Source organism: Martelella sp. NC20 (assembly GCF_013459645.1).
Taxonomy (GTDB): domain Bacteria; phylum Pseudomonadota; class Alphaproteobacteria; order Rhizobiales; family Rhizobiaceae; genus Martelella.
Genome location: NZ_CP054861.1, coordinates 2758879 through 2780707 on the forward strand (window position 1 = coordinate 2758879; position 21829 = coordinate 2780707).

At 63.5% G+C, this 21829-nt stretch carries 20 protein-coding genes and 1 tRNA gene; 13 read left to right on the forward strand and 8 right to left on the reverse strand.

Annotated features, from left to right (window positions below):
• Window positions 1–19 precede the first annotated feature (19 nt).
• Complete coding sequence (locus HQ843_RS13130; protein ID WP_180897892.1) at window positions 20–1027, reverse strand: LacI family DNA-binding transcriptional regulator; 1008 nt, start codon at window positions 1025–1027, stop codon at window positions 20–22.
• A 456-nt stretch (window positions 1028–1483) separates the two neighbouring features.
• Window positions 1484–2476, reverse strand: a complete 993-nt coding sequence (gene iolG / locus HQ843_RS13135) for an inositol 2-dehydrogenase (protein ID WP_180897891.1) — start codon at window positions 2474–2476, stop codon at window positions 1484–1486.
• A 118-nt stretch (window positions 2477–2594) separates the two neighbouring features.
• On the opposite strand from iolG, the gene HQ843_RS13140 reads away from it, so the two are divergent.
• The 6 genes from HQ843_RS13140 to HQ843_RS13165 all read left to right on the forward strand — a co-directional run bounded on the left by HQ843_RS13140 (window position 2595) and on the right by HQ843_RS13165 (window position 9282).
• Window positions 2595–3404 carry a MurR/RpiR family transcriptional regulator gene (locus tag HQ843_RS13140; RefSeq protein ID WP_180897890.1) on the forward strand — a complete coding sequence of 270 codons (810 nt, stop codon included), beginning with the start codon at window positions 2595–2597 and terminating at the stop codon, window positions 3402–3404.
• Window positions 3405–3531: 127 nt separating this feature from the next.
• Window positions 3532–5442, forward strand: coding sequence for a bifunctional 5-dehydro-2-deoxygluconokinase/5-dehydro-2-deoxyphosphogluconate aldolase (locus HQ843_RS13145; protein ID WP_180897889.1), 1911 nt, complete (start codon window positions 3532–3534; stop codon window positions 5440–5442).
• Window positions 5439–7262 carry a 3D-(3,5/4)-trihydroxycyclohexane-1,2-dione acylhydrolase (decyclizing) gene (iolD, locus tag HQ843_RS13150; RefSeq protein ID WP_180897888.1) on the forward strand — a complete coding sequence of 608 codons (1824 nt, stop codon included), beginning with the start codon at window positions 5439–5441 and terminating at the stop codon, window positions 7260–7262. Before HQ843_RS13145 ends, iolD begins: the two co-directional genes overlap by 4 nt.
• 2 nt (window positions 7263–7264) lie before the next feature.
• Complete coding sequence (gene iolE / locus HQ843_RS13155; RefSeq protein ID WP_180897887.1) at window positions 7265–8167, forward strand: myo-inosose-2 dehydratase; 903 nt, start codon at window positions 7265–7267, stop codon at window positions 8165–8167.
• 34 nt (window positions 8168–8201) lie between these two features.
• A complete protein-coding gene (gene iolB, locus HQ843_RS13160; protein ID WP_180897886.1) occupies window positions 8202–9017 on the forward strand; it encodes a 5-deoxy-glucuronate isomerase in 816 nt (271 codons plus the stop codon).
• A gap of 188 nt (window positions 9018–9205) precedes the next feature.
• A tRNA-Pro gene (locus tag HQ843_RS13165) sits at window positions 9206–9282 on the forward strand.
• 50 nt (window positions 9283–9332) lie between these two features.
• Here the strand turns inward: HQ843_RS13165 and HQ843_RS13170 are convergent.
• Both HQ843_RS13170 and HQ843_RS13175 read right to left on the reverse strand, forming a co-directional pair.
• Window positions 9333–9989, reverse strand: a complete 657-nt coding sequence (locus HQ843_RS13170) for a ribonuclease HII (protein ID WP_180897885.1) — start codon at window positions 9987–9989, stop codon at window positions 9333–9335.
• 129 nt (window positions 9990–10118) lie between these two features.
• On the reverse strand, window positions 10119–11231 hold the full coding sequence (locus HQ843_RS13175; protein WP_371822178.1) for a PA0069 family radical SAM protein: 1113 nt from the start codon (window positions 11229–11231) through the stop codon (window positions 10119–10121).
• Between the two features lie 182 nt (window positions 11232–11413).
• Here HQ843_RS13175 and HQ843_RS13180 point away from each other — a divergent pair, with 182 nt between their 5' ends.
• A complete protein-coding gene (locus tag HQ843_RS13180) occupies window positions 11414–11935 on the forward strand; it encodes a glycosyl transferase (RefSeq protein WP_180897884.1) in 522 nt (173 codons plus the stop codon).
• Window positions 11936–11941: 6 nt separating this feature from the next.
• Here the strand turns inward: HQ843_RS13180 and moaB are convergent, their stop codons facing one another.
• The 4 genes from moaB to HQ843_RS13200 form a co-directional block, all read right to left on the reverse strand.
• The gene (gene moaB, locus HQ843_RS13185) at window positions 11942–12475 is read right to left on the reverse strand and encodes a molybdenum cofactor biosynthesis protein B (RefSeq protein WP_180897883.1); all 534 of its coding nucleotides are present in this window, start codon (window positions 12473–12475) and stop codon (window positions 11942–11944) included.
• Window positions 12472–13371 carry a 4-(cytidine 5'-diphospho)-2-C-methyl-D-erythritol kinase gene (locus HQ843_RS13190; protein WP_180897882.1) on the reverse strand — a complete coding sequence of 300 codons (900 nt, stop codon included), beginning with the start codon at window positions 13369–13371 and terminating at the stop codon, window positions 12472–12474. The genes moaB and HQ843_RS13190 overlap by 4 nt, the downstream gene beginning before the upstream one ends.
• A complete protein-coding gene (locus HQ843_RS13195; protein ID WP_180897881.1) occupies window positions 13368–15173 on the reverse strand; it encodes a tetratricopeptide repeat protein in 1806 nt (601 codons plus the stop codon). Before HQ843_RS13195 ends, HQ843_RS13190 begins: the two co-directional genes overlap by 4 nt.
• Before the next feature lie 82 nt (window positions 15174–15255).
• On the reverse strand, window positions 15256–16272 hold the full coding sequence (locus HQ843_RS13200; protein WP_180897880.1) for a polyprenyl synthetase family protein: 1017 nt from the start codon (window positions 16270–16272) through the stop codon (window positions 15256–15258).
• Between the two features lie 102 nt (window positions 16273–16374).
• On the opposite strand from HQ843_RS13200, the gene HQ843_RS13205 reads away from it, so the two are divergent.
• The 6 genes from HQ843_RS13205 (at window position 16375) to HQ843_RS13230 (ending at window position 21798) form a co-directional block, all read left to right on the forward strand.
• Window positions 16375–16605: a putative signal transducing protein gene (locus HQ843_RS13205; protein ID WP_180897879.1), complete on the forward strand. Its 231-nt coding sequence runs from the start codon at window positions 16375–16377 to the stop codon at window positions 16603–16605.
• On the forward strand, window positions 16602–17399 hold the full coding sequence (locus HQ843_RS13210; RefSeq protein WP_180897878.1) for a tRNA1(Val) (adenine(37)-N6)-methyltransferase: 798 nt from the start codon (window positions 16602–16604) through the stop codon (window positions 17397–17399). The genes HQ843_RS13205 and HQ843_RS13210 overlap by 4 nt, the downstream gene beginning before the upstream one ends.
• 321 nt (window positions 17400–17720) lie before the next feature.
• Window positions 17721–18587 (forward strand): S49 family peptidase, encoded by an 867-nt coding sequence (locus HQ843_RS13215; protein WP_180897877.1) that lies wholly within the window; start codon window positions 17721–17723, stop codon window positions 18585–18587.
• A gap of 121 nt (window positions 18588–18708) precedes the next feature.
• Window positions 18709–18897 carry a hypothetical protein gene (locus HQ843_RS13220; protein WP_180897876.1) on the forward strand — a complete coding sequence of 63 codons (189 nt, stop codon included), beginning with the start codon at window positions 18709–18711 and terminating at the stop codon, window positions 18895–18897.
• A 365-nt stretch (window positions 18898–19262) separates the two neighbouring features.
• On the forward strand, window positions 19263–20750 hold the full coding sequence (gene putP / locus HQ843_RS13225; RefSeq protein ID WP_180897875.1) for a sodium/proline symporter PutP: 1488 nt from the start codon (window positions 19263–19265) through the stop codon (window positions 20748–20750).
• Between the two features lie 97 nt (window positions 20751–20847).
• Entirely contained in the window at window positions 20848–21798 is a 951-nt protein-coding gene (locus HQ843_RS13230; RefSeq protein WP_180897874.1) for a glycine--tRNA ligase subunit alpha, read from the forward strand.
• The last annotated feature ends 31 nt before the right edge of the window (window positions 21799–21829 follow it).

Consider the following 21829-nt stretch of genomic DNA (forward strand, 5'->3'; position numbering starts at 1 on the left):
CACTTTTTCGCCTGACGCTCTAACCGCCGCGGATAGACGAGCGCCACACGAGGTCGGCGTGCAGCGTCACCGTCGGATTGGCAGCGGGTACCGCCAGCGGGGAAGAAAGCCAGTCGACCGCCTGTGCCGCGATCTGTTCCACAGGCTGGTCGAAGGTCGTAAGATCGTAGGATTCCCAACCGGCCTGTTCGATATTGTCGAAGCCCGAAATGCAAAGCTGATCGGGGATCGACAGCGAGAACTGGTTGCGCGCGGCGTCCATGAAGCCGCAGGCGATCAGGTCTGTGGCGCAGAACACGCCGTCCGGACGGTCCTTGCGGGTGAGCATGCGGTGGGCGAGGGTGCGGCCTGCATCATAGGCCGTCTGGCCATAGCGCTCGACGATCACCTCGATGCCTTCGGCCTGCCCGGCGGCCAGAAAACCGCGTTCGCGCGCCATCAGGCTCGGCGTCATCGAAGCCGAATTGGCGAAGGCGAGGCGGCGACAGCCGGCGCGCAGAAACGCGGTCAGTATCCGCCGCGCGGCCTCGTCATTGTCGAAATTGATCCTGAGCGGGCCTTCCTGATCGTCATCGCGATTAATCAGCACCAGCCGCTGGCCGTTTCTCAGACAGAGCTGCACGATCGACTTGTCCGGCAGGCCGGAAAGGATGATGGAGGCGTCCGCCCGGTAGCTGATCGCCTGGCGCAGCGCCTTGTCGACGCTGCCATCCGAGCGGTCGGTGTTGACCAGCATGGCGATCTTGCCGCGATCCTGAAGCTTCTGGGTAATGGCGCTGACAAGGGACGAACGATAGGGCGTGGCGACCTCGGAGGCGATCAGGCAGACGATCCCGCTTTCATTGCGCATCAGGCCGCGCGCGAGATGGTTGACGTGGTAGCCGAGCTCCTCGGCGGCCGCCATCACCTTGCGGCGCGTCTCCGCCGAAACGCTGGCGCCCGGCGTGAAGGTGCGCGAGACGGCGGAGCGGGAAACACCGGCGCGGCGGGCGACTTCCTGCGCGCTGACAAATTCTTTCTCGGACATGTCTCCCCCTCAGCCGCCTCATTCTGCTTTGGAATGCACTGTTGTGCAACCGAGCATTCATGAAGTTTTTGTGACAGGTCGTTGACAGCCATCCATGGCTTGCGCGACCGTTGCACGCGCTTGCAAAGCGTGCGGCGTGGAGGCGCTGCCACGGGAGGAGGGTGGGGTTGAGGCCGAAAAAGGGCGCCAACGCCGGCGCCCCCTCAGTTTGTTGACAAACATCGTGCGCAATCGGGGTGATGCCTACCTCTCTTCCGTCATTCCGGCCTTGAGCCGGAATCCAGTAAGTGCCAAGTCCTAGAGCGCAAAGACTCTTTATTGGAACACCCAGCAAGCGGCCCTGGATGCCGGCTCAAGGCCGGCATGACGGAGAAAATCGGGACGGGCTTTGTCAGCGCTCTGGGCCCCCAAGTCCGGCGCCCCTTTTTCAGGTTGTTGGGAGGGGAGCCCAGTTTCTTACCCGACCGCGATCGTCTTCTGTTCCTTCACCGCCCGCAGAGCCGCATCCGCAAGGGTCAGCGCCATCAGGCCGTCCTCGATCGAGGGCGATGGGGCGGTGTCGTTCTCGATACTGTCGATGAAGGCGGAGATTTCGGCGGCATAGGCGGCGGTATAGCGGGTCATGAAGAAATCATGCAGCGGCGGGCGGGTGTAGCCGTCCTTGTTGGCGATTTCGATCGACACTGGGCGCTGGTTTTCAGCCGATACCGAGCCGAGCGAGCCATGCACTTCGATACGCTGGTCATAGCCGTAGGCCGCGCGACGGGAATTCGAGATCACGCATTGGCGACCGCTTTCGGTGGCGAGCACCAGGCTGGCGCTGTCGTAATCGCCGAGTTCGCCGATCTCCGGGTTGACCAGAACCGCCGCCGAGCCGGAGACCGTGGCGATTTCCTCGCCGAGCAGGAAGCGGGCCATGTCGAAATCATGGATGGTCATGTCGCGGAAGATGCCGCCGGAGACCTTGATGTATTCCGCCGGCGGCGGGCCGGGGTCGCGGCTGGTGATCGTCACCATCTCGACCTTGCCGATCCTGCCGTCGTCGATCGCCTTGCGAACCGCCAGGAAATGCGGATCGAAGCGGCGGTTGAAGCCGAGCATGACGCGCGCGCCGGCCGCCTTGACCACATCGGCGCAGGCTCGTGCCCGAGCGACATCGAGATCCACGGGCTTTTCGCAGAAGATCGCCTTGCCGGCGCGGGCGAAGCGCTCGATCAGGTCCGCATGGGTGTTAGTGGGGGTGCAGATGATCACCGCGTCGATGCTGCCGTCGGCCTCGATCTCCTCGATGGTCATCACCTTCGCGCCGGTCGCCTCGGCGATCGCGGCGGCGGCTGGCGCCATCGCGTCGGCGACCGCCACCAGCCGGGCGCGTTTGTCCTCGGCGATTGCCTTTGCATGCACCTTGCCGATGCGGCCTGCGCCCAGAAGCGCTATCGTCGTGACCATGTTATCCTCCCGGTGAGCGCTGCCGGAAATCCCGGCGGCGTAAATCTTGTTGGAATATATATTCCATTTTGCTAGTTTGTGACATGGTTTATGTCAATATCATTGTTGGAGGGAATGCATGACGGCGCCGGCCACGGTCAGGGAATTCGAGGAACGGCTGGCGGAGCTTGCGGGCACCCTGCCCAAAAGATTGCGTCAATGCGCCGATTTCGTGGCCGCCAACCAGGACCGGATCGCCGTTTCGACGGTGGCGGAAATGGCGGAGGGCGCCGGCGTTCAGCCCTCGGCCTTCATGCGCTTCTGCCAGATCATCGGCTTTTCCGGGTTTTCGGAAATGCAGAAACTGTTTCGCGATTCCTATGTCGGCGGCTGGCCGGATTACCGCACCCGGCTCCAGCATCTGCGCGAGACGGCGGCGGGAAGCCCGGTGGCGCTGCTTGCCGAATTCACCGATGCGGGGCGAACCTCGCTTGAAGGCCTGCTGAAGACGGTGGAGCCGGCGGAGCTGGAGAAGTCGGTGCAATTGCTCTCCGGCGCGGCGATGATCCACATCATCGGCCTCCGGCGCGCGTTTTCGGTGGCGACCTACATCGCCTATGCGTTCGAGCGGATGAATGTGCCGGCCATGCTGCATGGCGCTGTCGGCGGCCTTGCCAATTATCAGGCGGTGCGGCCCGGCGATGTCGTGATCGCCATCAGCTTCGCGCCCTATACCGCCGAGACGGTGTCCTTTGCCGAACAGGCGGCGGGCAATGACATTCCGGTGATCGGCATTACCGACACGGTTGTGAGCCCGCTGCGGCCGTTTTCGGCGACAACGCTTTCGGTTTCCGAGGTCGATTTCGGCGCCTTCCGTTCGCTCTCGGCCACGCTCGGTCTTGCAATCGCACTGACGGTTGCCGTCGGCGCCGCGCGCAACGGAACATAAGCACTAAAATCCGAATGATTGTGTTGAAAACTTAAAAAATAGAATTTATAATCCAAAATGAATTGGACAGACGCCGCGATCCCACGTGGCGCAGAGGCCGGCGATCGCGTCCGGCAGGGAGGCATCATTGTCGTCACTTGACCTGATCACCATCGGCCGGTCGTCGGTCGATCTTTACGGCGCGCAGGTTGGCGGTCGGCTGGAGGACATGGCCTCCTTCAACAAATATATCGGCGGCTCACCCACGAACATTGCCGCGGGCACTGCCCGTCTCGGCCTCAAATCCGGCCTGCTGACGCGCGTCGGCGACGAGCATATGGGCCGGTTCATCCGCGAACAGCTGGTGCGCGAGGGCGTCGACGTGCGCGGCGTCAAGACCGATCCGGAGCGGCTGACGGCGCTGGTCCTGCTCGGCATCCGCGACCAGGAACGGTTTCCGCTGATCTTCTACCGCGAGAACTGCGCCGATATGGCGCTGTCGGAAGAGGATATCGATCCGGCCTATATCGCCGAGGCGCGCTGCGTCTGCGCCACCGGCACCCACCTTTCCCATCCGAAAACGGAGGCCGCCGTGCTGAAGGCGCTGCGGCTGGCGCGCGAAAACGGCGCGCTGACCGCGCTCGACATCGATTACCGCCCCAACCTCTGGGGGCTTGCCGGCCACGGCGCGGGCGAAAGCCGGTTCATCGAATCCGAAGCCGTCACCGCCAAGCTGCAATCCACCCTCGGCCTGTTCGATCTGATCGTCGGCACGGAGGAGGAGTTCCACATCGCCGGCGGCAGCACCGATACGCTTGAGGCGTTGAGAGCGGTGCGCGCGGTCTCGAAGGCGACGCTGGTGTGCAAGCGCGGGCCGATGGGTGCCGTCGTGTTTACGGGCGATATTCCGGCAAGCCTCGATGACGGCGAGACCGGCGAAGGCTTTCCGATCGAGGTGTTCAACGTGCTTGGCGCCGGCGACGGGTTCATGTCCGGCCTGCTGAAGGGCTGGCTGACCGGCGAGGACTGGCCGACAAGCCTGAAATACGCCAATGCCTGCGGCGCTTTCGCGGTCTCGCGCCATGGCTGCACGCCAGCCTATCCGAGTTGGGAAGAGCTGCAGTATTTCTTCCGCACCGGCATTCGCGACAAGGCCTTGCGCAAGGATCGGGCGCTGGAGCAGGTGCACTGGTCCACCAACCGCGCGGGCGACTGGCCGGTGATGCGCGTCTTCGCCTTCGATCACCGTATTCAGCTTGAGGAAATGGCGGCGGAGGCCGGCGTCTCGCCGGAGAAGATCAGCCCGTTCAAGGAACTCTGCCTGAAGGCGGCGCTCGGCGTTGCCGACGGCCGGCCGGGCTACGGCATTCTCTGCGATGGCCGGCTCGGACGCGACGCGCTCTATGCCGCCACCGGAACGGGGCTCTGGATCGGCCGCCCGGTGGAACTGCCCGGTTCGCGCCCGCTCGAGACGGAAGCAGAGATCGGCCCGGATTTCGGCGGGCTTGGCGAATGGCCGGTCGACAACGTCGTCAAGGTGCTCTGCTTCTATCATCCGGATGATGACGCCGCCATGCGGGCCGATCAGGAGGCGACGGTGTCGCGTCTGTTTGCCGCCGCACGGCGCAACGGCCTGGAATTCCTGCTGGAGGTGATCCCCTCCAAGGTGGCCGCCACGGATGACGACACGGCGGCCGTCATCATCGACCGCTTCTATGAGATCGGCGTCTATCCCGACTGGTGGAAGCTGGAGCCGATGAAATCCGGAGAGGCCTGGGAAAAGGCGTGCGCGGCGATCGCCCGCCACGACCCCTATGTGCGCGGCATCGTCGTGCTCGGGCTCGATGCGCCGGCCGCTGAGCTGGAGGAAAGCTTCGCGACGGCCGCGAAGTTCGATCTCGTCAAAGGCTTTGCTGTCGGCCGCACGATATTCGGAGAAACCGCGCGCAAATGGCTTGCTGGCCGCATTGACGATGATACGGCGATTGCCGAGATGGCAGGGAAATATCGTAGTCTCGCCGCAGTCTGGGATCGCGCGCGCAAGGAGAATGCAGCATGAAAACCATCCGGCTTACGGCGGCGCAGGCGACGGTGCGCTATCTCGCAAACCAGTATACCGAGGATGGCGTTCCCTTCATCGCCGGCGTCTGGGCAATATTCGGCCATGGCAATGTCGCGGGCCTGGGCGAGGCGCTTTACGGCATGCGCGACACGCTACCGACCTATCGCGGCCAGAACGAGCAGACCATGGCCCATGCCGCGATCGCCTATGCCAAGCAGTTGCGGCGCGGGCGGGCGATGGCGGTCACGTCCTCCATCGGCCCGGGCGCGCTCAACATGGTGACGGCGGCCGCCCTTGCCCATGTCAACCGCCTGCCGGTGTTGTTGCTGCCGAGCGATGTGTTTGCCAATCGCGGGCCCGATCCGGTGCTCCAGCAGCTTGAGGATTTCGGCGACGGCACCATGACGGTCAATGACTGCTTTCGTCCGGTGAGCCGCTATTTCGACCGCATCATGCGGCCCGAACAGCTGATCACCGCTCTGCCGCGCGCCATGCGGGTGCTGACCGATCCGGCCGAATGCGGCCCGGTGACGCTGTCGCTGTGCCAGGACGTGCAGGCGGAAGCCTATGATTTCCCCGAGAAGCTTTTCGAGAAGAAGATCTGGCGCCAGCGCCGGCCGGAGCCGGACGCGGCCGAGTTCGCCGAAGCCGTCGAGGTTATCAGGGCGGCGAACAACCCGGTCATCGTTGCCGGCGGCGGCGTGCATTTTTCCGGCGCGACCGCAACGCTCGCGGCATTCGCCGAGCGGCACGGCATTCCCGTTGTCGAGACGCAGGCCGGCAAATCCGCGCTTGCCTGGGACCATGAGCTGAATTTCGGCCCGGTCGGCGTTACCGGTGCTGCAAGCGCCAACGCGATTGCCGAAAAGGCCGATCTGGTGATCGGCGTCGGCACAAGGTTTCAGGATTTCACCACCGGCTCGTGGTCGCTGTTCAGCCATCCCGACCGCAGGATACTGGCGCTCAACGTTCAGCCCTATGACAGTGCCAAGCACGATGCGATCCCGCTGGTGGCGGATGCCCGCGTCGGTCTTGAGCGGCTGAGCGCCGCGCTGGGCGACAAGCGGTTTGCCGCCCCGGATGCCAAGCTCAAGGCCGGATGGTTCGCCAAGGCCGATGCCGTGACGGCCGCGCCCGAGGACACCAACGCGCTGCCGACCGACATGCAGGTGATCGGCGCGGTTCAGCGCGCCGCGCGCGACAACACCGTGGTGATGTGCGCCGCCGGCACCATGCCGGGCGAGTTGCACCAGCTCTGGAAGGCGAAACTGCCGCTCTCCTACCACATGGAATACGGCTTCTCGACCATGGGCTACGAGATCGCCGGCGGGCTCGGCATCAAGATGGCGGAACCGGATCGCGACGTTATCGTCATGGTCGGCGACGGCTCCTACATGATGGCGAATTCCGAGCTTGCAAGCGCCGTCGCCATGGGCATCAAGATCACCGTCGTGATCACCGACAATCGCGGCTATGGCTGTATCAATCGGCTGCAGATGTCGACCGGCAGCGCCGAGTTCAACAATCTCTATGCCCATTCCAACCACGAAAACCCGATCGCCATCGATTTTACCGCCCACGCGGCGGCGATGGGCGCGAAAGCCGCCAAGGTTGCCTCGATCGCGGAACTCGACGACGCGCTGGCTGCTGCGCGCGCGTCAAGCGAGGTCACCGTGATCGTGATCGACACCGATCCCTATCCGACGCCCGAATTTGGCGGTCACTGGTGGGATGTCGCGGTGCCGGAAGTTTCTGAGCGAACCGAAGTCAACAAAGCGCGCGCCGGTTATGAGGCCGCGCTCAAAAAGAGAAGCTGAGCATGATCCTTTACGGCACCAATCCGATTGCCTGGACCAATGACGACGACCGCAGCCTCGGCGCCCATATCAGCCTCGAGCAATGCCTGGACGAGACCGCGAAGATCGGTTTCGACGGCATCGAGAAGGGCCACAAGTTTCCCGAGGACGCCGAGGGCCTGAAGGCGGTGCTGGAACCGCGCGGCCTGAAATATGTCTCCGGCTGGCATTCGCTGAACCTGCTGACCCGGTCGCTGGACGACGAAAAGGCGGCGATGCAGCCGGCGCTCGATCTGCTGAAGGCGATGGGTGCGAAGGTCATCATCGTGTGCGAGACCTCGAACGCGATCCACGGCGATGACGGCAAGCCGGTCAATGATCGGCCGAAGCTTGCCGAGGATCAGTGGGCCGGTTTCGGCGCGGGCGTCGAGGCGCTGGCGCAATATGCCGCCGACCAGGGCATCGCGCTGGTCTACCATCATCACATGGGCACGATCGTCGAGACCGAGGACGAGATCGACCGGCTGATGGAAAACACCGGTCCGGCGGCGAAGCTGCTGCTCGATACCGGCCATTGCCTGTTCGGCGGCGGCGATCCGGCGCGGCTGGCGGCAAGACATATCGGTCGCGTCGGCCATATCCACGCCAAGAATGTGCGACCCGCCATTGCCCGGCAGGTGCGCGATGAAAACCTCTCCTTCCTCGAAGGCGTGCGCCGCGGCGTGTTCACCGTGCCGGGCGATGCCGAGGGCGGCGTCGATTTCGCGCCCGTGCTGAAAAGCGCGGCCGATGCCGGCTATCAGGGCTGGCTGGTGATCGAGGCCGAGCAGGATCCGGATGTGCGCATTCCGTTCGAATATCAGTCGCTCGGCCTGAAAAGCCTGAAGGCGATGGCGAAGGAAGCGGGCCTCGACACCGCCGCCTGAGGCCGGGAGACGACAGACAAAGGGAAAGCAAGCCATGAGCAATCTTCTCAGAAAACCGACCGCCGCGACCGGCAAGGTGCACGACATCACGCCCGAAACCGCGAACTGGGGCTATGTCGGCTTCGGGCTCTACCGCCTGAAACCCGGCGAAAGCGCGCGCGAGAACACCGGCGACACAGAGGTGATTCTCGTGCTGGTCGAGGGCAAGGCCGAGATTGCGGCGGGCGAGGAGAATTTTGGCGAGCTCGGCGAGCGCATGAGCGTGTTCGAGCGCCTGCCGCCGCATTGCGTCTATATCCCGGCGGGTTCCGAATGGTCGGCGACCGCCACGACCGACTGCACGCTCGCGGTCTGTACAGCACCGGCAAAGCCCGGCCGCACGGCGCAGGTGATCGGCCCGGAAGGCATCACGCTGACCGAACGCGGCAAGGACGCGAACACCCGCTATATCTATCCGATCGCCATGGAAGAGCGCGATGTCGCCGATAGCCTGCTGGTGACGGAGGTGTTCACGCCGGCCGGCAACTGGTCCTCCTATCCCCCGCACCGCCATGACGAGGATCGTTTCCCCGAGATGACCTATCTGGAGGAAAGCTATTACCACCGCCTGAACCCGGCCCAGGGCTTCGCCTTCCAGCGGGTGTTCACCGAGGACGGTTCGCTGGACGAGACCATGGCGGTCGCGGATGGCGATGTGGTTCTGGTGCCCAAGGGACACCACCCCTGCGGCGCACCCTATGGCTACGAACTCTATTATCTCAACGTCATGGCCGGGCCGCTGCGCAAGTGGCGATTCGAGAACCACCCGGATCACGACTGGATTTATCAAAGGGACGCCAAAACCTCCTGATTTCAAGCCTTCCGGGGAGGGGGAACAGAGGGTTTGGGGCGCGCTTTTCCTACGAGAATCGCCAAATCGCGCCGCCGCCTTCAGTGCTCGAGCCCCCCGGCGGTTCATAACCTCGGGCCTCGCGGAAAAAAATGTCGCGGGGCGCTTGCCGAAGCATGCAGGCTGTTTTATAGAGCAGCCGCTGGTCACGGAGTGTAGCGCAGCCTGGTAGCGCACCTCGTTCGGGACGAGGGGGTCGCAAGTTCGAATCTTGCCACTCCGACCATCGCAATTTCCCGAGAAAATTCAAAAAAAATATATGCGGCGCTGAGGCTGCTATTCGACCTGGCGCAGAGGGCGGAAGCTCATGCGGTGAAGCGGGCAGGGGCCGGCGTCGATGATCGCGGCGCGGTGGATCGCGGTGCCATAGCCGACATGGCCGGCAAAGCCATAGGCGGGATAGATGGTCGCGGCCTGTTCCATCATCCGGTCGCGGGTGACCTTGGCGATGATCGAGGCGGCGGCAATCGAAAGCGAACGGGCGTCGCCCTTGATCACCGCTTCGGCGCGGCACGGGATTCCCGGCGGCTGATCGCGACCGTCGGCAAGCACGATCGCCGGCGGCAGCGCAAGGCCCAGCACGGCGCGGCGCATCGCATCGAGGGATGCTCTCAGAATGTTGATGCGATCGATCCGGGCAGGACTGCTGGAGGCGACCGACACCAGCGCAGAATCGAATATCTGCTCGAACAGGGCGTTGCGGGCCTTCGCAGACAATTTTTTCGAATCGTTGAGGCCGGCGGGAATATTCTCCGGATCGAGGATCACGGCGGCCGCCACCACGGGGCCGGCAAGCGGGCCGCGTCCTGCCTCGTCACAGCCGGCAACCGGCCAGAACCCTCTCCGGCGCGCCGCGATTTCCAGCGAAAAATCGGGCATGGCCGGGGGCAGGTCGAAAAGAGCGGGAGAATCGGAAGGGAGCGCGGATGACATGCTGTCATTTCACACCGCCTTCCGATCTCCCGCAAGTCCCCTTCGGAGCAATTCTGCGAACTGCTCATGTGCGGCATTGAAGGGGACTTCTTCGGCCGGGTCCAAGGGCTCTCCCGGCCGGAAAGGAAATCAGAACAGGTTGAGCTGGGCGCCGCCGCCATCGGGCGGCGCAAACAGGTCTTCCCTGAGCGCCGTGCTGCGGCGCGCGAGCTTCAGCCGCTTGACGGCAATTTCGAAGCGGCGGGCGATCTGCCAGGCATAAGGTCCGCTCCCCTTCATCCGCTTGCCGAATTCGGCGTCATAATCCTTGCCGCCGCGCATCGAGCGGATCAGGCTCATCACGTGGCGATAGCGGTCGGGGTGGTGCTCCAGCAGCCAGTCCTTGAACAGCGGCGCGACTTCGAGCGGCAGCCTGAGCAGGATATAGCTCGCCTCGGTCGCGCCCGCGGCAGCGCCGCTGTCGAGGATCCGTTCAAGCTCGTGATCGGTCAGCACCGGAATGATAGGTGCTACCGAAATGCCGACGGGTATGCCGGCCCCGGCAAGTGCGCGGATCGTCTCCAGCCGGCGCGGCGGCGTGGCGGCGCGCGGTTCCATGCTGCGGGCAAGCTTGCGGTCGAGCGTGGTCACCGACATCGAAACCTTGACCAGATGCTTTTCCGCCATAAGCGACAGGATATCGAGATCGCGCAGGATCAGCGCGGATTTGGTGGTGATGGACACCGGGTGGTTGGCGTCGGCGAGCACTTCCAGCACCTGGCGCATGATCCGCCATTCCTTCTCCACCGGCTGATAGGGATCGGTATTGGTGCCGATCGCGATGGTTTTCGCGTGATAACCGGGTCTGGAAAGCTCACGGGCAAGCTGGCGGGGCGCATCCGGCTTGGCAAACAGCCGGGTTTCGAAATCAAGCCCGGCGGACAGCCCCATGAAGCTGTGGGTCGGCCGCGCAAAGCAATAGATGCAGCCGTGTTCGCAGCCGCGATAGGGATTGATCGAGCGTTCGAACGGCACGTCCGGCGAGGTATTGCGGGTGATGATCGATTTCACCTTTTCGACCTGCACCTCGGTGGCGAATGCCGGCAGGTCTTCCTCAAGATGCCAGCCGTCGTCAAAGCGCTCGCGGCTTACCGGCTCGAACCGGCCGGACGGGTTCGCGGTCGCCGCGCGGCCCCGCCGGCGACCATGATCGACCGGCTCGAAATGACGGGACGGCGGCGGCGTGAAGCCGGCGATGTCCATATCGAATGCGTCTTCCATGATCATCTCCCGTCTGATTTGCCGGTGGGTCTTCTTGCCCATTGGCAACAGCACTCGGGAAATATAGGGCAACTTCAGGAACAAAGCAAGAACATTTACTGTTCCTTCTACCAATACGGGCCTTCGCTCTTGGCAAGCGCCGTTGAAGTTGCCTAGATAGCGGCATGATAAGTGTGCTGATCGAAAGCAGAAATCAGGACGCCGAGCTTGCATATACGCTCTCGGCGCTGGTGACGGGTGCCGTTGAGGGGCTTGTCAGCGATGTCATCGTTCTCGAACACGGCTCCGGCGAGGGCGTCGAGCGCGTGGCGGATGCGGCCGGCTGCCGGTTCATGAGGACGTGGGACCTGCCCGAGGTCATAGGTCAGCTTCGCGGTGACTGGGTTCTCGTGCTCGAGCCCGGCGCGCGGCCGCTTTCCGGCTGGGTGGAGACGGTGTCGGAGCATATCGCGCTCGAAAACAGGCCGGCGCGGTTCTCGCGCTCGAAAAGGCATCGCCGTTCGCTCTGGCAACGGCTTTTCACCCGGCAATGCCAGCTGGAAGTCGGTGTGCTGCTGCCGAGGTCCATGGCGCTGGAAAAAGCCGCCGCCGGCGGTGGCTCGCCGTTTCTGCTCGCCCGCCGGCAGATGACGCGGCGGCTTTCCTGCGAAATCATCCCTGCATGGGCGATGATTCGGAGCGCGTGAACCGGGCTACGAGGTCCGCTTCAGATGCTCGTCGAGCCGGGGCATGATTTCCACTAAATTGCAGGGCATGTGGCGATAGTCGAACTGCTGGGCGATGATCCCGTCCCAGCCGTCCTTGCAGGCGCCCGGCGAGCCCGGCAGCACGAACACGAAGGTTCGCCCGACAAGGCCCGCGGTTGCACGCGACTGGACCGTCGAGGTTCCGATCTTCTCGAACGAAATCCTGTGAAAGATCGCCGAAAAGCCGTCCATCCGCTTGTCGAACAGCGGTTCGATCGCTTCCGGCGTCAGATCGCGCCCGGTAAAGCCGGTTCCGCCGGTGGTCACCACCACATCGATCCCGTCATCCGCGCTCCAGGCTTTCACGGTCTCGGCAATCGCTGCCCGGTCGTCGCCGACAATCCGCCGGGCGGCCAGAACATGCCCGGCAGCCTCGATCCGCGCGGCCAGCGTGTCGCCGGAGCGATCGTCGGCGAGGCTGCGGCTGTCGGACACGGTGAGCACGGCAAAGCGCACGGGAATGAAAGGGCGGTCGTTCATGCGGTATCTCCTGAGGCGAGCGTGGCGGCGACGAACCAGTCGGGAAAAGCCGTCGCGAGGCTGCGCGCCGCAATTTCGGCGCTTGCGAGGTCGGGGTAGAGGCCGAAACAGGTTGCCCCGGAACCCGACATGCGCACGAGATCCGCCCCGGTCGCCGCCAGCGCATCGGTGACGGCGTGGATCACCGGCGCGATCCGGCTTGCGGGAATTTGCAGATCGTTGCGCGCGCCCCTGATGAGGTCAAGCCAGTCATCGGCGCTTTGCGGCATGTCGCCGGCAAGAACCGGCGGATTGTCGCGATGTTCGAGCGCCTTGAAAACGGCAGGCGTCGCCACCTGCCGCAGCGGGTTCGCAAGCACGAGGAAAAGCGTTGGAAAGCCCGCCGCCGGCGTTATTACGTCGCCGATCCCGCGGGCAAGGAGTGGTTCTCCGGCAAGACACATCGGTACGTCGGCGCCGAGCGAAAGCGCGAGTGGCGACGGGATGTCGCCGGGCAGGCGCCACAGGCTTGCGAGGCCGCGCAGGGTCGCGGCGGCATCCGCCGAGCCGCCGCCGATGCCGGAAGCCGGCGGCAGGCGTTTTTCCAGATGGATATGGACAGGCCCCGGCGAAAGCCCCTCAGCCTCGGCATGGGTCCGCAGCAGGTTGCGGGCCCTGAGCACGAGATTGCCGCTTTCAGGATCGTCGCCGCGCGGCACGCTGTCGGCAAACCGGCCGGACAGCGTGAAACGGTCGGCTTCAGCCTCGGTGAAGGTCAGCCGGTCGCCGAAGTCCGCAAAGGTCACCAGCGTGTCGAGCAGGTGATAGCCATCGCCGCGCCTGCCGGTGACATGAAGCGCCAGGTTGATCTTGGCGCGGGCCTCGGCTTGCAAGGCCGCGCCGCAAGCCGTGGTCACGGCGTCTTGACGGCGTCTCCGTCTCCCTCGGCCGCCCTGGCGAGCGGAGTGTCGTCGCTTTCGATCGTCAGTCCGTTGGCGATCTTGTCCTCGATCTCGGGCACCAGATCGGCCGGCGGCTCGTCGGAAAGCGCCTTCTTCCACTGGTAGATCGCCTCGAGCTTGCGCCCGACCTGCCAGTAGGCATCGCCCAGATGGTCGTTGATCGTCGGGTCGCCGGTATCGAGTATCACCGCGCGTTCCAGTTCGCGCACGGCGTCATTGTAGCGCCCGAGCCGGAAATAGGCCCAGCCGAGCGAATCGACGATATAGCCGTCATCGGGGCGTTGATCGACGGCCTGCTGGATCAGGTCGAGGCCTTCCTCGAGATTGATGCCCTGATCGATCCAGGAATAACCGAGATAGTTCAGCACCTGCGGCTGGTTCGGATAAAGCTCGAGCGCCCGTTTGAAATCGGGTTCGGCCTTGTCCCATTGCTTCAACCGCTCATAGGCGATGGCCCGGCGGTAGAAAATGCCCCAGTCCTCGGGTGATGCGACCGGGCCGATACGCGCCACCGCCTGATCCAGGATATCGGCCATCGCCTGAAAATCCTTCTGTTCCGAATAGACGCCGGAAAGCGCCAGATAGGCCCGGCGGTCGTCCGGCGCTTCCTCGATCAGGGCGGTCAGATGGGCGCGCGCCTCATCAAGGCGGTCGAGGCCGGCAAGCGCGAGGCCTTGCTGCAACTCGGTGAGGCGATATTGCGGGGCATCCTCGGGTATGCGGGAAAAATAGCCGAGCGCGCGTTCCGGCTTGTCGTTGGCTGCGGCAACCACGCCTCGCAGGTAAAGCACATCGGTATCATCCGGCGTCAGCGCTTCGGCGAGCGCCAGATAGAGCGAAACGATATCGTCGCTGCCGCCCTGGTTGAGAGCCGCGGCAAGTTGAAAAAGGACGCTGCCGGCGCCCTCGGCAGCGGTTTTCGGCAGCGCCTGGATCGGATCGCCGGCCTCGATGCGCTCGCGAACCGGGTCGAGAATGGCCGGGTTGAGGCCATAGGTCTCCGCGGTAGAAACCGTATCGAGCGCCTTGCGGGTATTGCCGGCCTCTGCTTCGATCGCGGCAAGGCCGATGACGGTCTTCAGCATCGTATCGGGCGAGGTCGCCCCGCCTTCGCGATCGAGCAGGGCATCGTTGAAATAGCTGCGCGCCTTGGCGGTATTGCCGGAGGCGGCGGCGATCGCGCCGGCGTTGTAATTGGTGAAAAGATCGTACCAGGGCGGGCCGGAAAGCGCGTCAACTGCCTTCAGCGCCTCGTCCGTCTTGCCCTCGCCGTAGAGCGTCCAGGCCACCAGCAGGCCGGAGATCAGGTCGTTGAGCGGGGCGCCGCCATAGGCTTCGAAGCGGGGTATCGCCTCTTCGTATCGTCCGTCCTGAAGGGCTGCGAGCCCGAGCGCCAGATCGCGTAGCGGCACGAGTTGCGGCTCGTCCGATGTCTTGTCCGCCTGCGCTTCGGCCGCCTTCAGATCGCCGTTGAAGATCAGGGTGACGAACAGCTGGTTGTTGGTGCCGGTGTCATAAGGTTCATGCTGCAGCGCGCGGCGGAAATAGGCGATCGCGCGTTCCAGGTCATTGTCCATCGCAGCAGTCTGGCCGGCCAGGAGCGCTCCGGCAAAGCTCAACGCGCCCTGGGCATCATAGACGGGGTCGGTCACCGTCGCGTCCCTGGCGCTTGCCGTCATCGGCCCCGCCGACACTGGCAAAGCGAGCGCCGCGGCAAAAAGCATGGTTCTCAGGCGACGTTTGTTCAGGCTGGTCATCCGCTCTCTTTCATTGACGATCGGGCATTGACGATCGGGCGTTGACGGTCCGGCATTGGCAGTCCGGGCGGGTGCGCGTCGGTCAGTTGATCCGCGCGATGCAGAAATCGATCACTTCCTCAAGGGCGTGCCGGCCGGTGGAGCGCGGCAGACCCGACAGCGCTTCGCGCGCGGCCTCGCCATAGAACAGGGCGCGATCGACAGAATCGGCGAGCGCCCCATGCTTTTCGAGGAGGAATCGGGCTTTTTCGAGGGCGGCGTCGTCATTTTCGCCGCCTTCGATGGCGTTGCGCCAGAATGTCTTTTCGCCATCATCTCCGCGCTGATAGGCCAGAATGATCGGCAGCGTCACCTTCCCCTCGCGGAAATCATCGCCGACGTTCTTGCCAAGATCGGCGCTGTTGCCGCCATAATCGAGCACATCGTCGACGAGTTGAAAGGCGATGCCGAGCGCCATGCCGTAATTGCGCAATGCCTTGCGATCGGCAGCCGACGCCCCGGCGATGATCGGCCCAACCTCGGCGGCAGCTGCAAATAGCTCGGCCGTCTTGCCGCGGATGACGGCGATGTAATCGTCCTCGGTGGTTTCCATCTTCTTGGAGACCGAAAGCTGCAGCACTTCGCCCTCGGCGATCACGGCGGCGGCATCCGATAGCACTGAAAGCGCCTCCAACGAGCCCGTTTCCACCATCATCCTGAAGGATTGGCCAAGCAGAAAATCGCCAACCAGAACGCTTGCCTGGTTGCCCCAGATCATCCGGGCGCTGGACTTGCCGCGCCTCAGGTCGCTCTCGTCCACGACATCGTCATGAAGCAGCGTTGCGGTATGCATGAATTCGACACTGGTTGCCAGCCGGATATGATGCTCGCCCCGGTAGCCGAACAGCGACGCGGTCGCGAGCGTCAGCATCGGGCGCAGCCGCTTGCCGCCGGAAGAAATCAGGTGATTGGCCACCTCCGGGATCATTTCGACATCGGACCCCGCCTTCGACAGGATCAGCGCATTGACGCGCTCCATATCGGAACGGGTCAAATCCACGATGGGCTTGACCGAGCCGGAGGTTTTGTTCTCTTTAACCAGTGGTATAACGGAACCCAAGTGAGTTCGCTCCCTTTCATGCATTCATGCCGACAATAGGGAGCGGCAGAAGCAGCGACAAGGGGCAATGTGTTCCTTTTGCATGAAATTCAGGAGTGATGAATGGCCCTTGTCAATCTGTTGCGCACCAATGACGCCGTGGTGCTGGGCCTCGCCGAAAGCCTCTTCAAGGAAGCCGGAATTCACTATTTCGTGGCTGACCGCTCGATGAGCGTGATGGAGGGGTCGCTCGGTCTTCTGCCGCGCCGCCTGATGGTGGACGAGAGTGCCGAGGCGGAGGCCCGCGCGCTTTTGACCGATGCCGGGCTCGGCAAGGAACTGGAGCCGGAATGACGGCGGATGGCTTCACCGTCGACGCCTTTCATCGCGGCCGCTTCCATCTCGTGCAACCGAAGGGGAGAGGCCATCGGGCCGGTATGGACGCGATGCTGCTCGCCGCAATGGTCGACCGGAAGGCCGCAAGCGACGGGCAGGCCTTTCGTGTCGCCGATCTCGGGGCGGGGGCGGGGGCTGCCGGATTTGCGGTTGCCTCCCGCATTCCGGATGCGGAAATCTCGCTGTTCGAGCTTTCGCCGGAAATGGCGGATTTTGCCCGCCGCTCCGTGGCGCTCGCGGAAAACGCCGGGATCCGGCCTCGCATCCGCGTCTTCGAAGCCGATGTCACGCTCACCGGCGCACGTCGCAATGACGCTGGCCTGACGGATGACGCCTTCGATCACGTCATCATGAACCCGCCGTTCAACGAGGCCGCCGACCGCAAGACGCCGGACCGGCTGAAACAGGTCGCCCATGCCATGGAGGAGGGCCTGTTCGAGGCCTGGATCCGCACCGCCGGCGCGATCCTGAAGCCCGGCGGCCAGCTTTCCCTGATCGCCCGCCCGCAATCGTTGAGCGATATCATCGCCGCCTGCGGCAGGCGCTTCGGCGGGCTTGAGATCACGCCGGTGCATGCCCGCGCCGGCGAGGATGCCTTCCGCATTCTGGCAAGCGCCATCAAGGGCTCGCGGGCCCGGCTTGCGCTGCGGCCGCCGATCATCATGCACGGCGGCGATGGCCACGCCTTTCTGCCGGCCGTCGATGATCTCAACAATGGCCGGGCGAGCTATTCACGCCGCAAAAACAGGTAAATCAGTCTGCTGACAAACCTATCCCCTTTTACGGGCGTCATCCTCGGGCTTGTCCCGAGGATCTAATCCCCTCACGATTCGAGCGGAGTTCGCTGCTCATAAGACACTGTTTACTATTAATTTTTTACCTAAAACGCCTGTCGTGTCGGGATGTGCTTAGACCCTCGGGACAAGCCCGAGGGTGACGAAAGAGGGTGGGGCAGACTTTGTCAACAAACAGGTAAATCCGCCTGATCGCAGGCTTATTCACCTCCGCGGCCTTGTCTTTGGCGGCATCGCGCATACATGCGGTCGATCGAGTTGAAACCCGAAGAGGACGCCATGAAAAGCCTGGTTGCCGGTCTTGTTCCGAAGAGATTCCGCAAGGATAAGACGGTCGTGCCCGTCGTCCGGCTTGCCGGAACGATCATGGCGGGCGGGTCGCTCGGGCGGCGCAATCTGAACCTGGCCTCGGCGGCTCCAGCGCTTGAAAAGGCGTTTTCGATGAAGGGCGCGCCCTGTGTTGCAATCTCGCTCAACTCGCCCGGCGGATCGCCGGTCCAGTCGCGGCTCGTCTATCAGCGCATCCGCGCGCTCGCCGAGGAAAAGCAGAAAAAGGTGCTGATCTTCGTCGAGGACGTCGCGGCCTCCGGCGGCTACATGATCGCGCTTGCCGGCGATGAGATTTTCGTCGACCCGACATCGATCGTCGGCTCGATCGGCGTCGTTTCCGGCGGTTTCGGCTTTACCGAAATGATCGGCAAAATCGGCGTCGAGCGCCGCGTCTATACCTCGGGCGAGAACAAGGTGATGCTTGACCCGTTCCAGCCGGAAAAGGAAAAGGACGTCGAATTCCTGAAGGGGTTGCAGAACGAAATCCATCAGGTCTTCATCCAGATGGTGAAGGACAGACGCGGCTTGAAGCTTTCCGATGATCCGGAGCTGTTTTCCGGCCTGTTCTGGAGCGGCCTCGGCGGCGTCGAGCGCGGCCTCGTCGACGGCATCGGCGAGATGCGCGCCATATTGAAAGGCCGCTATGGCGACAAGGTCGAGCTGAAACTCGTGACCGGGCCGACCAATTTCTTCGGGCGCAAGCTGCCGGGCGTTGTCGCCGGCGGGATCAGCGGCGCGGAAATTGCGGCGGGCTTTGCGACGGGGCTTGCGGAAACCGCCGAAGAACGGGCATTATGGGCGCGCTACGGGCTTTAGAGCGCCGTGCGTCCATCCGGATGCACAAAGGACGCTCTAACACAGTGAATCGGCGCATCGTGCTTTCCGAAAATCGATTCCGATTTCCGGGCCGATGCGTCAGGCGAAGGAGGAGCGTGAAATGGGACGATTGATGTTTCTGGCAGCCATTGCCGGCGGCGGCTACATGCTCTACCGCAAATTCATCAGCGATGCCGAGGCGCTTTCGGCGCGCGGCGAGCAGAAACGCGCCGAACAGAAAAGCGGCGCCACCGGCACGCTGGTGCAGGACCCGGTGACCGGCGAGTATCGGGTCAAGAGCACTGACTAGATTTCGTCAACACACAAAAGAATTTGTTTTTTTGCGTTTCTGATTGTTAAATTGTCATCGGAACGAGCTCCTTTGTGGCGTCCTCGGATGATCACGTGCCCGCACCTCGTATGCTAGGGAGCCGTTCCTCCTTTGCGTTTCCCCCTTGAAAAGTTGACATTCCGTAGCCCGCTTGCCCCTGCTTTCTTCCCGGTGCTACACTTTCTTCCTGAACGGCAACCGGGGATTCGCGCGCAAGATGCGGCGCCGTTCAGCCGGAGTTGGGCTGTGCGCCGTTTCAAAGCCTGCTCCTCGCGACACGGAAGACGCGGCGGCCACTGGCTTTCGCGATTTCCTCCAAGGGGAACCAAGCGAAGGAGAGGGCCATGAGTCTTGGCATCACGATCAGCCTGACGGCATATTTTCTGTTGATGATCGGCATCGGCATTTATGCCTGGCGAAAATCCACATCGAATTCCGAAGAATATATGCTGGGCGGCCGGCAACTTTCGCCGGGGGTCGCGGCTCTTTCGGCCGGCGCGTCCGATATGAGCGGCTGGCTGCTGATGGGCCTTCCGGGCGCGCTGTTCGTCTCCGGACTGACGCAGAGCTGGATCGGGATCGGCCTTGTCGTCGGCGCGTTCTTCAACTGGGTCATTGTCGCGCCGCGCCTGCGCGAGCAGACCGAGCGCTACGACAATTCGCTCACCATTCCCGAATTCCTGTCGAAACGGTTCCCGAGCCGGGCGCTTTCGCTCAGAAGCGTTTCAGCGATCGTGATCGTGGTGTTCTTCTCCGTCTACACCGCCTCGGGGCTGGTGGCGGGCGGCAAGCTGTTCGATACCGCCTTCCCGGACCTGATCCATATCGGCGGCATGAGCGCCTATCAGACCGGCATCTATCTCACCCTCGGCATCGTGTTGATCTACACCATGATCGGCGGCTTTCTGGCGGTCAGCCTGACCGATTTCGTCCAGGGCTGCATCATGATGCTGGCGCTGGTGATCATGCCGCTGGTCGTCCTCATCAAGGCCGGCGGGTTTGGCGTCTCGGAGGCGCGGATGATGAGCGTCGATCCGAATTTCCTGTCGATGTTCCACGGGCTCACCGTGATCGGCTTCCTGTCGGCGGTTGCATGGGGGCTCGGCTATTTCGGCCAGCCGCATATCATCGTGCGCTTCATGGCGGTGCGTTCGGTCAAGGATGTTCCGACCGCGCGCAATATCGGCATGACGTGGATGATCATCTCGCTTGCGGGCGCCGTCGGCGTCGGCATTTTCGGGCGTTCCTATACCGTCGGCAACAATATCAACGTTCCCGATCCGGAAACGATCTTCATCATTCTCGCCAACCAGCTTTTCATTCCGCTGGTGACCGGCTTCCTGCTGGCCGCGCTGCTTGCTGCGGTAATGAGCACGATCTCGAGTCAGCTTCTGGTGGCCTCCTCCTCGCTGACGGAGGATTTCTACCGCCTGTTCCTGCGCCGTAACGCCGGCGAGCGCGAAATGGTCAATATCGGCCGGGTGTTCGTGCTGGTGGTGGCGATCGTCGCCGCGGTCATCGCCCATAATCCCGATTCCGAGGTGCTGGGCCTCGTCTCCCATGCCTGGGCCGGTTTCGGTGCGGCCTTCGGTCCGCTGATCATCCTGTCGCTGACATGGCGCGGCATGTCCGGCGCGGGCGCGGTGGCGGGCCTTGTGGCCGGTGCCGTGACGGTGATCGTGTGGATCGCCCTCGGTCTCGACCAGAGCTTCATGGGCGGCCCCGGGGTCTATGAAATCATCCCCGGCTTCATCGTCGCATGGCTTGCCATCTGGCTGGTGAGCCTGGCAACGCCGACAAAGGACGAGTTCCGCCCGCTTGCGGCGGAATAGGCATCAACCGGGTGGCCGGCTCGGCCACCCGACCCTTGACCCTTATCCGCTTTAGTGGCACTCACCGCTCATACAAAAATGACGGAAGCCTTCTGCCATGTCCGAAGCGACGATACCGCCCCATATGCATCCCACGCGCTCCTTCCAGGGGCTAATCCTGACATTGCAGGCCTATTGGGCCGACAAGGGCTGCGCCATCCTGCAACCCTACGACATGGAAGTGGGCGCCGGCACGCTGCATCCCTCGACCACGCTCCGGGCGCTCGGGCCGAAGCGCTGGAACGTCGCCTATGTCCAGCCCTCGCGCCGCCCGGCGGATGGCCGTTACGGCGAAAACCCGAACCGCCTGCAGCACTACTACCAGTATCAGGTGCTGCTGAAGCCCTCGCCGCCGGACCTGCAGGAGCTTTACCTTGGCTCGCTGAAGGCGATCGGCCTCGATCCGTTGCTGCATGACGTCCGTTTCGTCGAGGACGACTGGGAAAATCCCACCACCGGATCGGCGGGCCTTGGCTGGGAATGCTGGTGCGACGGCATGGAAGTCTCGCAGTTCACCTATTTTCAGCAGGTCTGCGGCATCGAATGCGCGCCCGTCGCCGGCGAACTGACCTACGGCCTTGAGCGCATCGCCATGTATGTCCAGGGCGTCGACAGCGTCTATGACCTCAATTTCAACGGCCGCGACGGCGATGAAAAGGTCACCTATGGCGATGTCTTCCTGCAGACCGAGCAGGAATATTCGCGTCACAATTTCGAATACGCCAATACCGAGATGCTGCACCGCCATTTCAACGATGCCGAGGCCGAGTGCAAGGCGCTGCTCGCCGCCGGCAGCCCCGCCGAGCCGGGCATGCTGCACCGCTGCGTGTTCCCGGCCTATGACCAGTGCATCAAGGCCTCGCATCTGTTCAACCTGCTCGACGCCCGCGGCGTCGTTTCGGTGACCGAGCGGCAGAGCTACATTCTGAGGGTGCGCACACTGGCCAAGGCCTGCGGAGAGGCCTATCTTCTAACCGACGCCGGCGGTTTCGAGGCCAGGGCCGCCTGAAAGCGGCCGTTGGTACGGCAGTCAAGCGGAT